10 protein-coding genes are annotated in these 12716 nt (G+C 45.4%); 8 read left to right on the plus strand and 2 right to left on the minus strand.

The window, feature by feature from the left end; translation table 11 throughout:
- The coding region (locus tag L0J61_RS04295) for a DpnI domain-containing protein (protein ID WP_301465085.1) at positions 1–290 on the minus strand (290 nt) is incomplete at its 3' end.
- Between the two features lie 170 nt (positions 291–460).
- On the opposite strand from L0J61_RS04295, the gene mltG reads away from it, so the two are divergent.
- Complete coding sequence (mltG, locus tag L0J61_RS04300; protein ID WP_301465086.1) at positions 461–1768, plus strand: endolytic transglycosylase MltG; 1308 nt, start codon at positions 461–463, stop codon at positions 1766–1768.
- A gap of 102 nt (positions 1769–1870) precedes the next feature.
- On the plus strand, positions 1871–2563 hold the full coding sequence (gene tmk, locus L0J61_RS04305; protein WP_301465087.1) for a dTMP kinase: 693 nt from the start codon (positions 1871–1873) through the stop codon (positions 2561–2563).
- A 265-nt stretch (positions 2564–2828) separates the two neighbouring features.
- On the opposite strand, the gene L0J61_RS04310 is transcribed toward tmk, so the two are convergent.
- On the minus strand, positions 2829–4985 hold the full coding sequence (locus tag L0J61_RS04310; protein ID WP_301465088.1) for a sodium:proton antiporter: 2157 nt from the start codon (positions 4983–4985) through the stop codon (positions 2829–2831).
- Positions 4986–5823: 838 nt separating this feature from the next.
- Here L0J61_RS04310 and L0J61_RS04315 point away from each other — a divergent pair.
- The 6 genes from L0J61_RS04315 to L0J61_RS04340 all read left to right on the plus strand — a co-directional run bounded on the left by L0J61_RS04315 (position 5824) and on the right by L0J61_RS04340 (position 12101).
- Positions 5824–7275: a Do family serine endopeptidase gene (locus tag L0J61_RS04315; RefSeq protein ID WP_301465094.1), complete on the plus strand. Its 1452-nt coding sequence runs from the start codon at positions 5824–5826 to the stop codon at positions 7273–7275.
- Between the two features lie 266 nt (positions 7276–7541).
- Positions 7542–8747, plus strand: a complete 1206-nt coding sequence (locus L0J61_RS04320) for a hypothetical protein (protein ID WP_301465089.1) — start codon at positions 7542–7544, stop codon at positions 8745–8747.
- A gap of 557 nt (positions 8748–9304) precedes the next feature.
- The gene (gene dapA / locus L0J61_RS04325) at positions 9305–10210 is read left to right on the plus strand and encodes a 4-hydroxy-tetrahydrodipicolinate synthase (protein ID WP_301465090.1); all 906 of its coding nucleotides are present in this window, start codon (positions 9305–9307) and stop codon (positions 10208–10210) included.
- A gap of 197 nt (positions 10211–10407) precedes the next feature.
- Positions 10408–10722, plus strand: a complete 315-nt coding sequence (locus tag L0J61_RS04330; protein WP_301465091.1) for a hypothetical protein — start codon at positions 10408–10410, stop codon at positions 10720–10722.
- A gap of 129 nt (positions 10723–10851) precedes the next feature.
- Entirely contained in the window at positions 10852–11565 is a 714-nt protein-coding gene (gene purC, locus L0J61_RS04335) for a phosphoribosylaminoimidazolesuccinocarboxamide synthase (protein ID WP_301465092.1), read from the plus strand.
- Positions 11566–11789: 224 nt separating this feature from the next.
- Complete coding sequence (locus tag L0J61_RS04340) at positions 11790–12101, plus strand: YqfO family protein (RefSeq protein ID WP_301465093.1); 312 nt, start codon at positions 11790–11792, stop codon at positions 12099–12101.
- Positions 12102–12716: the final 615 nt, after the last annotated feature.

Here is a 12716-nt window from a genome sequence, read left to right on the forward strand (position 1 = left end):
AAAAAGTTGGGATTATCCTCACTATTGATACGTTCAATCATTGTCTTATAAGCAACATCATTAATAATGGTACTTAATTTAGACTTTATACATTTTAGCTCATACTGCTCACTACAGTTTGCGCAATAAAAGTCCGCAACTGGTTTACCGTTCGCGAATGCTGATAATGGTTGGGTATTACAGCTGGGGCAATAGCTGTTAGTTGCAACCCAGTTTTCACTTAACACTCGAATTATTTGGCTCGGTGATTTGTAGTTTTTGGCAAGACTTTGATTAAAATGTAGGTTCATAAGATATTTTTATTGTTAATAGATAAGCTTGAAATATTGAAAAAAAGGTAGGAGTATTAAGCTATATAAATGAGATTCAGCACCAAGATAATTCATAAGCTAAGCAAATACCATTGAAAATCGCACGGTTCAGTGCTAAATTCTAGCAAACATCTGCCCCGCGAGTTGCCATGAGCAAGCCTACGTCTGAAACGCCTCCTGAACATCCTAATGATAAGCCATCGAACGAGCAAGACAGCACCGTTCAGGACAGCACCGTTCAAGATAGCGGCGCTGAAGAGCCTACCGACACCACACGAGCGGATTCATCGCCCGCAGATGATGCTGTGGAAGAAAAGCCTGCGACCAATGTCTCTCTCATTAGTGGAGAGAGTAAACCGCGTAAATACAAAGTAGATAACCAATCGTTCTTTATGCAGCGTGGATATCAGGTATTGCTGGTGCTTGGGCTGATTGCTGCGTTTTTATTGGTCATGGTTTATCAGACACTGTTCGGACGTATTGAGCAGCCGCAGCAGATGGTCACGATTGATCAGGGGCAGACTTATTACGGCTTACTGCCGCAATGGCAGCAGCAGATTCCGCTATTTTCTTCTAGTGTCGCCAAGCTCTACATCCAGTCGAAAGTCGATGAGCCGTTGCATGCGGGTACATATCAATTGCCTGAAAACCCAACCATCGCTGAAGCGTTACAAGTGTTAGAGCAAGGCGCAGAAGCGGCCATGGTACAAGTGCAGATTATCGAAGGTAAAACCGCCAAAGATCTCTATCAGACCCTGCGTGACAACGAAAACATCACTAAGGAAGTGCTGATCGAAGGCAGTGACAATACCAGTATTGCTCAGGAGTTGGACTTGGTGAGTATCTTGCCAGATGGGGTCGTCAGCAGTGAAGATCCTATCGTCAATCATAACCTCGAAGGTTGGTTTGCGCCTGATACTTACTATTATGGGGAGGGGGCAACTGACAGGCAGATTTTGACTGACTTATATCAGCGTCAGCAGCAGGCGCTTACTGATGCGTGGGAAAGCCGTGCGCCTGACTTGCCTTATGCGACGCCTTATGAAGCGCTAGTAATGGCATCTATCATCGAAAAAGAAACCGGTATCGCTGAAGAGCGTGCGCTGGTGTCAGCGGTGTTCAGAAACCGCATGAATCAAAGCATGCGCATGCAGACAGATCCGACCATCATTTATGGCATGGGCGATCGCTATGATGGTGATATTCGCCGCCGAGATATTGATGAAAAGACGTCTTACAATACCTATCAAATCGATGGTCTACCACCAACGCCAATTGCCCTGCCATCAGCTGCATCTATCGAAGCGACCTTGCATCCAGCTGATAGCGAGGCACTCTATTTTGTGGCAACTGGTAATGGTGGGCACAAATTCAGCAATAGCTTGTCTGAGCACAATCAGGCGGTACGGGAGTACCTGAGTGTCATGCGTGAAAACAGAACAGAGACCGCTGAGTAGTCACGTTATCCTTCTTTCTTCAAAAACCATCGATGAATGGGTGTTGTGCTATTGCATAACGCTCATTCATGATAATGCTTACTCATGACATAAGGTCGTATGATGTCGCCATCTGTTGTATCGAAAAATAATACTTTTATCCACCCTGCTGCGCCCAATCAAGGGCGCTTTATTAGCTTTGAGGGAACGGAAGGTGTGGGTAAAACCACGGCCATTGAGCAGCTATGTGCCCGTTTGCAGGAGCAAGGCATTGAGTATATACGGACGCGTGAGCCTGGTGGTAGTACGTTCGCTGAGCGTTTGCGTAGTATATTATTGGACCCAGCCACAGAGATAAACGATGATACTGAGCTGCTACTATTATTTGCGGCACGCTGCGATCATATGCAGCAACTGATTTTGCCAGCGCTGCAAGCGGGTACATGGGTAGTATGTGACCGTTTTACTGACTCAACCATTGCTTATCAAGGGTTTGGACGTGCTCATGGTGATGAAGCAGTGCGTGCCAAAATTGAATTGCTAATTGAGCAGTTTGTGCCACAGTTACCTGAGCTGACTCTATGGTTAGACTTACCAGTGTCAGAAGGGATAGCACGTGCCAACAAGCGTAGCGCTGCTGACCGTTTTGAGCAGCAAGCGATGGATTTTTTCACTTGGGTGCATCGAGGATTTAGCGCCCTTGCAGATCAGCATCCTGAGCGGATACAGCGTATAGATGCTGCTGGTACGGCGGATGAGGTCGGCACACGGGTATGGCAGACGGTAATAGAAAAATTGCAGATCGCAGCTAATTGATTAATTGACTGTGTTTGCTATTTCTACTGGACCATTTGAGTGCTTGATTTTACGAAACGGGTAAGTAGTTAAGGTGTTGGTCATTTATGACGTAGCCTAGACGTAGCCTAAATGCACTCCTTCGAGCTAGGATAAAGCGCGATAGTATAAGAAAAAAAGCCCCAACATTGCGTTGGGGCTTTTCCGTTTCTGATCCGTTTTTGGCAGAATAAAGCGCTTCTAAGTATTTAGAGGTACTTTTAAAAGCCACTTTATCAACTGACTGCTATTTATTATCGATATTACCCTTATTACCGCTCTCCGTATTGTGTTGCTCAGCCTCTTGAGTAGTGTCGATATCAGTATCGGTCGCTGTATCTTGTCCAGAGTCAGGAAAGCGATTTGGATCCAGCGCGCCTTTTTTGGTCTTAGGTGCGCTGCCGTTACCATTACTGTTGTTATTGCTCGCAGGCGTGTTTGCCGTCTCGTTGTTGTTGGTTTGTTCTTTAACAACGTTTTGATTGGGCGTTGTCTCGTCTGTCTCAACATGGTCATCGATTTCTGGTTCTTTACGTTTCTCAGGCGCTTTTGATTTGGCCTCAAAGCTCGCGTCAGCATCCACTCGTGCTTGCTCTTGCTTGGCGGTTACATCGACTGGCTTCGGCTGAACATCATCATCGATGGTCAATGAAATAAGCTTGCGATCACGTGGCACATTGCCGTCGAACTTATCGGTTATGACGTGTAACTTGCCTTCTTTGTCGATAGTGTAGAGCGGCACGAATTGCTTGTTATCGGCTTTATACTGCTCATAACTATAGCTGCCAGTGATGTTGGTGATTTTGATGCGAGCTTTTTTGGACAGCATACTCGCCATTTTGGTATAGGTCGCATCTTTTCCAAATAACCACTGTGACTGGAAGTTTGATTGTTTGTCTTCACGGTCGTTTTTTACTTTTTCCTCGCTGAACTTCAGACGATAGAGTTTGCGCTCACCAAATTCGTGACGGTAATGAATCTCGGACAGGGTATTCATCTCTTTATCCATACTCATGGCAAACAAGTAACCAATACCGATAAGGTCAAGGTTGTGACTGGCATGGTCAGAGACAGGGTTGCCAAAGTAGGTGCGCAGACCACTCATGCGTGCCCGCGCGATGTTGGTATAGTTGTTGTGTGCGACGATGACGTCGAACCCTTGATCCTTTAGAGAAGTGGCGACCAAGAGGGCAATTGGATTGGAGCCAACGACCAAAATACCATTGGTCTCAGGCTCACGAACACCAAGTAAGTTACCGACCATTTTTGCGCCGACACCCTGAATCATGACTGTACCGATGATGACCATAAAGACGAGCGGAACCAGTAGCTCCACGCCTTGAATGTCATATTCTTGCAAGCGAATAGCAAACAGTGATGAAATAGCCGCAGCGACGATACCTCGTGGTCCAATCCAGCTGATCATCAGCTTCTCGTTGGTTTTAAGATTGGAGCCGATGGCAGATGCCCAGACAGATAATGGGCGTGCCACGAACATAACGATAGCCAACAACACCAGCCCAGCGATGCCAACGCTCATAAGGCTAGACAGCTCCACACGTGCTGCCAGAATGATAAACAGTACAGAGATGAGGAGGATGGTTAGAGACTCATTGAACTCCAGAATAGTTTCGCGTGGGAACTTTGGCCAGTTGGCTAGAGCCACCCCTAATACGGTCACTGTTAAGAGACCTGACTCATGTTCCAAGTGGTTAGATATCGAAAATAAAACTAGGACGAAGGCAAGCGTAAAGACATTACGTAAGAATTCAGGAATCATATGACGGCGCATCAAGAACGCCAAGAGCCAAGCACCTGCCATACCCAGCGCAGTTGCCATCACTACAATCTTGGCAAACAGTAAGATACTACTGGCTTCGCCACCTGAGATGATGTATTCGTAGACCAATACCACGGCGATAGCGCCGATAGGGTCAATGATAATACCTTCCCATTTAAGAATATTGGAGATGGTTTTGTTGGGGCGTACGCTACGCAGGAGCGGCGTAATGACGGTCGGACCGGTAACACATACTAGCGCACCGAATAGCAGTGCAATGAGTGGGTCGACGTCGAACAACAGATAGGTCGACAAAGCCACGATGGCGATAGTGATAAGGACACCAACCGACACCAGCATTTGTACCACAGTGCCGTGTTGTTTGATCTCTTCAAACTCTAAAGTCAGCGACCCTTCAAACAGAATAATTGCCACACCCAAAGAGATGAAAGGGAACATCAGCTCGCCTAACACCACGTCAGGGTCAAAGATACCCAATACGGGCCCGATGATAATGCCAATCAGCAATAAAAATAAAATGGACGGTTGCTTTAAATACCAAGCCAGCCATTGGGCGGCGATGCCGATCCCAACCACGCCAGATAGCAATAGGGCGGTATCCATAGATTAATCCTTGTGTAATCTTGTCATGTTTTATATCTAGCAGTTGCTTGTAGCGAATCACAGCCCGCTACAGGCAAGACTGAAATACATGGTTCATTGTCGCAGGTTTTACCATAGCTGGGCTATCATACGGATAGCAATCGTGAATCACAATATGAACAAGATATAATATATATACTATGAAGTATTTAAGACAAAAGCATCGCTAGATAAATAACACCGAACTAAAAATACGATGAACAGTGGCGATTGTATCAGTGCGACTGGCTTGGTCTATTAAGCTCAGTTATTGTACTGGTTTCCCTCGCTACTTGGACCGTTTGGTATCGGATGTTAGCAATACAAAAGATAGAAAGTACAAAATCGGGAAATAAATAAAGAGGCTAATAACCCATTTGGGCAGGTTATCGTTAACTATATTTACAGTTATTAACTTTTGTTTGCTTACCAAGTTATTTGGCCTGCTATCATAACATGGTTTTATTTTATAACGATGAGAAGGCTCTCTGGTAGCTCTTATGGTTAACAAAATGTCGGTAGCCAGTTATCACACTGAGCAAGGCATGTATGAAATAAATATTCTTTAATACGGACTTATTCCCTCGAGCCATGATAAAAAGATCTTCTGGTTTATCATACAACAGCTACCCATACCAGGCACGCTGCCATACAACCTGCAGGTATGAGCATTGCTTTTGATAGAATAAAAGTAGGTAAGGTCGGTGGCATTGGTTGGTAAAAAGCAGTAACCTAATGAGACATCAACCAGCTATAAAAATACAACTATTGAAGTCATTAAATATTTATAAAAACAACGAGCACGCTTATGGAGAACAAAATGCCTGTTAGGACGTTTACAAAGCGGTCTAAATATACTATTCAGCGTTGGTTGCGACATGGTGCACTAGCGCTGGCTGTCAGTACAGCGATGACGGCTGGCATGAATACCACCATGATGAGTGCGCATGCAGCGGTTACCACGGCGGATTTTTCGAATTTGGTACAGCAAGTTACTCCAGCAGTCGCTCGTGTGAATGTGACCAAAACCGTCAGTGAAGCTGAGCTTGCTCAAGCACAAACAGCCGAACTGCTCAGGCAGTTTTTTGGTGACCGCGTACAGATTCCTGACCAAGCAGCGACACCTGCGATTGAGCATGCTTATGGCACCGCTTTTTTTGTTACCGCTGATGGCTATATGTTGACCAACCACCACGTGGTACAAGGCGCTGATAAGGTGACTGTGACGCTTAATGATAGGACAGAGCTTGACGCCACATTGGTGGGCAGCGATGAACGCTCGGATGTGGCGGTACTCAAGGTTACGGGTACCCAATTCCCAGCGTTGCCTATCGGTGATTCCAATGGATTAAGAGTCGGAGAGCCAGTACTGGCGATTGGTTCGCCATTTGGTTTTGATTACTCTGCTTCAGCTGGTATTGTCAGCGCCAAATCTCGTAATTTCTCACGTGATACCAGCGTGCCGTTTATTCAAACAGACGTGGCACTGAATCCTGGTAACTCAGGTGGTCCGCTATTTAACCAGCGTGGAGAGGTTATCGGTATTAACTCGCGTATCTTTAGTGGTACCGGTGGCTACATGGGGCTGTCGTTCTCCATTCCAATCGATGCTGCGATGGATATTTATCAGCAGCTCAAGACCAATGGCGAGGTTGCGCGGGCCTATCTAGGAGTATATCCTCAAGATATCGATCGAAACTTGGCCGAAGCCTACGACCTAGAACGTCCACAAGGTGCCTTATTGACAAGGGTTTCAGCAGATTCACCTGCACAAAAAGCAGGGTTGCAGTCTGGGGATATCATCTTAGAATATAATGATACTCAGATCATGCGCGCTGATGACCTATTGAATCTATTGAACCGAGCAAAACCCAATGATACATTTCACGCCCAAGTGCAGCGCGATGGTGAGCAGATGACAGTCAGCGGCGTGGTTACTTACGCGCCCGATGACGTGCGTGCTCGAAGCGGCGATCAGCAGGAAAATGATATACAACTAGGTATACGTCTACGTGACTTAACAGACGACGAAAAAGTAGAAGTTGCTGCTAGCGACGACGCAGGTGTGTTGGTTACGACAGTTGATCCGACCGGGTTGGCAGCGCGCTCAGGTATTTTGGCAGGTGATGTCGTGACCAACCTTCATCAAAAACCCATCCAAGATGTCACAGACTTTTCTAGTGCCATCTCATCATTACCCGAAAAAGGCGTGGTGACCATCGAGGTCATTCGTCAAGGCATTCCTGCTATTATCGGTCTTCGTATTGAGTAGGCGCTTTTATGTTGTTATGGGGTAGGAAAAGGTAGTTGCCATAATGTTACGAAATCTGTCATCAATTTTTCTTGTCTATCGTAGAGCCTGACCTCTATAATAGCGGGTTTATTTAATGACCCCATGCGACTGGATGCTGTGATTTACTTATCCGTTGGGCAAACCATTCAACGTCCAGTGACTATCTAAAGTAACGTTTAAAGCCACGTTCAAAGCAACGTTAGCTTTTCGACAGGATCATGTTCACCCGCAAACGCTAGGTAATTATGACTGACCATGTTTTTTATACGCTAAGTATCTCTACGGCAGCCGCACTGCTAGCGTATATCGTATTGTGGTCAGGGCTACAAACATTCAATGCTAATCCGATCAATCGTTTTATGAGGATTTGGGGGAAGTTGGTACTGTATTACGCCGCTTATACCATGCCTGTTTGGTCAGCGTTGTTGTTGACTGGCTGGACACAAGGCATGCTAGAACAGCAGTCATTGCTGGTTTCAATAGCCATAGTGCTTATGGTACTTTATTTTTATACAGTCGTCATACAGCCCAATCGTTTACGTATAGAGCGCCATAACATTGATTTGGATTTGCCAGTGCCGATGACGGTTGCTGTATTGGCGGACCTACGCATTGGACTGTACAGTGGAAAACCACGTCATATCCGAAAACTGGTGACCACTATTAATGCATTATCGGTAGACGCTGTATTGATTACTGGTGATTGGCTGTATTATCCAAGTGCAGATTTGGTGGGTCAACTCATGCTGTTTAAAGGAATTAATAAGCCTGTTTATACGGTTATGAGTGATTCAGACTTACGCTACCAATCCATGAATACCACCAATCAAGGTCAGCCACTCTTAGAGGACACGCTGGCCAAAGCCTTTGATGTGCTCGATATCAGTTATATCGGTCAACAGTGTACTACTTTACCGTTAAAGTGCGTGGACACTGTTAGAGGACAGTCGTTAGCGCAGAACATGACCCATCATAAACATCACCAAGCCAACATCAAGCCAGACGGGTTAGGAGACAAACAAGTCGTTGCTATCCTTTGTGGTTGGCAAAGCAGGTTAAGGCAGCTTGCTGATAGCCAAGTTTCGCATGCCTCTGATACTGCTGACAAAGCAGTACTCAGTACTGAGGTCGAACAGACCAGTAAACCTATTATAATATTGGATTCACAATATGACAGTATTGGTCATTTGCCAAGCTCGTCACAATTAAGAACACTCTTGATCACTGGAGCGGATAAAGTAATCTACAAAAACATAGGCTTGGCAAAAAGTAAAAAAGAGGTTCAACCTAGCAGTGAACAGCCGATATTGTTGAGTAATAGCCCGGCAAAAAAACAGTATGGTCTATATCAGCATGGCTCTACACATATTTTTGTCAGTGGCGGGATAGGCACGCGAGGGTTGCCATTCCGGTTGTATCAGCCCACTATCGATGTGTTGACGATTCGTTAATATTTGCCAAAACACTTATCAGCGTTGCTGCATTGCGCTAAACTGATTTACGAGCAGTGACTGTTTGCAAGCAGTGGTCTACTTGTGAACAATGAGCTCCGTGGTTGGTGTTGGACATGGTTTTTGGCCGGGTTTGGCTCTTATTTTCAATGAGCTATCATCAGCGAACCTCTATGAATAATCATCTATAAACTGCGCTTTATATTAATCAGCCTGTATCAAACCCAAATCTGTGAGGGTGAAATTTAAAGCCCATGGTTAAGTAAGTGGGAGGTGAGTGTTGATGCATGACTCGGCATTCAGCAATAACACTAAGGAAGCATCAATCAATTCACAGCTGTCAAATCAAAATATGCTACACTAGCAGGCGTTTTTTATGATTAAGCAGGCGCGCTCAGTCGTTGGAGAAATGACTGTCAGTGCGGCTGCGAATACATAAGTATCGACATCAAGCAAGATATTGCCGTCAGTTTTTAACTTTCAAGAATTGGCGTTTGCAAGAAACCTATCATGTGACAGCTTCTATAAAAGCTAGGACAATACAGTAAGGCACGGTTATGAGCACAGCATACGACGAAATTAAAACCCGACTACAAGGCTCAATGGTTGCCTTGGTAACGCCCATGCACCCTGACGGCTCGGTCGACTATAAACGTCTGGCAGACCTCATAGACTGGCAGATAGAGCAAGGCACGCACTGCCTTGTCGCTGTTGGTACTACCGGTGAATCTGCAACCCTATCGATGCAAGAGCATAGTGATGTCATTCGCTACTTCGTTGAGCATGTCAAAGGTCGGGTACCTGTCATTGCTGGCACAGGTGCCAATAACACAATGGAAGCAATCAAACTGACTCAAGATGCCGCAGATGCTGGTGCAGATTGTGCTTTACTGGTAGCGCCTTACTACAATAAGCCGACACAAGAAGGCCTGTTTCAACACTACAAAGCGATCTCTGAAGCGGTGAGTATCCCACAGATGCTTTACAATGTGCCTGGACGTACCGTCGTTGACATCGCTCAAGAAACCGTCGAGCGCTTATGTGATATCGACAATATCGTAGCGATCAAAGATGCGACAGGATCGGTCAGCCGCGGCGAACAGCTTATCAAAGCCGTTGGCGACAGAATAGTTGTCTTATCTGGTGATGATGGCACAGCACTTGATTTGATGAAAGTAGGCGGCAAGGGTAACATCTCGGTGACTGCCAACGTAGCACCAAAAGCCATGAGTGAGACTTTTACTGCCGCGCTCCGCGGCGATTTTGCCGCAGCAGATGCAGCGCATGACGCCGTAAAGCACTTACATCGTGACTTGTTTATCGAGTCGAGCCCTATCCCAGTCAAATATGCGTTACACAAAATGGGCATGATAGACACAGGGATGCGCTTGCCGTTGGTATGGTTGTCAGAGCAGCATCACGCTACTATCGATGACGCTTTGGTTCGTGCAAACTTAATATAAATAATTGCAAAATATAAGTAAGCGTAAACGCACTATACAGAAAGTGCAGCATAAGAAGTAAAGCATAAAAAGTAACACCGGCAAGTGGTGACGACTTGATTGAGAATGGTGCCGGTTTCGCAAGTAAGCGATGAGGGGTTTTGCCACGGTACTCCAAGCGCCTAAATAAGCAATGACTGCTAACTTAGAGAGATGAAATGATGAAAAAATCATCAACGACTGCAAAAATATTTCCTGCGATGCTGACTGTTGTGCTGGGCAGCACCTTGGTATTAAGCGGCTGTCAAAGTGCCAAGGATTTACTTGGTAAGCGTGATAACGGTAGCTTAGACTATCAACAAAGCCAAAAGATAGCGCCTATGGAGTTACCTGCTGATAGTGAGACGGCAGCTTTTACCCCTCTATATCCAACGCCTAACGTAGGCACAAACACGCTTGAGCTACAGAACGAATCAGGTAACCAGTATCAACTGCCCAAGCCTCAACGCAGTGTGAGTAGTGCTGCGAATTAACCATATTTTCTATGAATACCGCGGCGTTTTTAGGGTTGCTGATTGATGTGTTATCAGCGCTGCAATCCAAAACTGAGCGGTAGCTGCGCGTTTTTACCACATAAGCTTGAACGAACAGGAACCACCACAATGCAAAAGCAAAAACTGCTATATAAAGGCAAAGCCAAATCTGTATTTGAGACAGAAGATGACGACCTTCTGGTTTTACATTTCCGCGATGATACCTCAGCGCTTGACGGTAAGCGCATCGAGCAATTATCACGCAAGGGCGTCGTTAACAATCGCTTCAATGCTTTTATCATGCAAAAGCTGGCTGACGCTGGCATCGAAACCCACTTCGAAAAACAGCTCTCGGAAGACGAAGTACTGGTCAAGCGTTTAGATATGATTCCAGTGGAGTGCGTGGTGCGCAATTTCGCTGCTGGCAGTTTGGTTCGTCGTCTTGGCTTAGAAGAAGGGCAAGAGTTGGCAATCCCTACTTACGAGCTGTTCTATAAAAACGACGCACTTGGCGACCCGATGGTCAATGACTCGCTTTCTATATCTCTTGGTTGGGCTACCGAAGCACAGCTAGCAAAAATGAAAGAGCTGACCTATCAAGTCAACGATGTGCTAAAAGAGCTCTTTGCAGCAGGTGATTTGATACTGGTCGACTTCAAACTAGAGTTTGGCGTTTTCCATGACCGTATTGTCTTAGGTGATGAATTTTCACCAGATGGCTGCCGAATTTGGGATAAGACGACCAAGAAAAAACTGGATAAAGATCGCTTCCGCCAGTCATTAGGCGACGTTATTGAAGCTTACGAAGAAGTAGCGGAACGTATCGGTGTGCCTTTAAACTAATCACCAGCTGTAACTGGTGAACCAAACAGCTCACCAATGCAGTCTTTATTTGACATAATAAAAAACTGAGCCCTATATGCTCGGTTTTTTATTGTCTAAAATTTACGACTATCTGCTAGGTACTTTTGACACAAGTCTATTAGCAATTATGTGATTGGGAAAGTGTCACTCAGTACCCATAAGCCATTGAAACCTCTTATTCGACATACAACACGAGGCAAATTATGTATAAGCTCACTGTTTTTATTCCCGATGATGCCCTAGAGCAGGTCAAGTCTGCCATGTTTGCTGCGGGTGCTGGTAGTATTGGTAATTACGAGTCTTGCTGCTGGCAAGTGCAGGGGACAGGGCAGTTTAAACCGATGGAGGGCAGCAATCCGCACATCGGTGCGCAGGACAGGCTAGAAGCGGTAGATGAATGGCGAGTAGAGATGGTGGTTGCAAAAGCAGCTATTGCTGATGTGGTAGTAGCATTGAAGCAGTCGCATCCATACGAAACGCCTGCTTACGATGTCATCGAGGTGCTGGACTTTTAAGTCGCTTAGATTGGCGGGTTTGTAGGTTTGTCATTGAGGATCTTTTGGCTGATCATTGTCAAATCAGGCGGTCGTTGGTTGGATGAACCATGCCTCTTCTGTCTGTTGTAAGCATATGCTTACACGCAAAGACGCTTGTGCGACTTAACATTAAGTGAAGGGTTTGGCATTATAGTCGTACGGCATTAGGGAGTATGACTCAAGGATTGAGTTAACCGCATTAAGGATAATGGTTCATCGATTGCAATCAGGATGATAACGATTGATGAAATAAGGATATATTCTCTTTGCAAGTGACCACTGCTCAGGCATATGGTCAAGTAGCAAATAGGGCAGGATGCCTAATATCGCAGTAGGCTGCAAATGATGCAAGGATGCATTAGACATAGTCGCGATAGATAACATGGACTGTTAACAATAAAACCGCATATCAATTAATTGTTATGCGGTTTTATCGTGTCTGGATGATGAGAAAAGTTTAGCGTACTCCTCAAAGGAGCAGGTATGTTAAAGGGGCACTTGCAAACCAAAGGAGCGGGTAAACTAAAGGAGTAGGTAAATTATACCAAACCCAAAATATATAGTATAATCCACTTATGACTATACCAATACATA

It is taken from the genome of Psychrobacter sp., from assembly GCF_030457785.1.
Taxonomy (GTDB): domain Bacteria; phylum Pseudomonadota; class Gammaproteobacteria; order Pseudomonadales; family Moraxellaceae; genus Psychrobacter.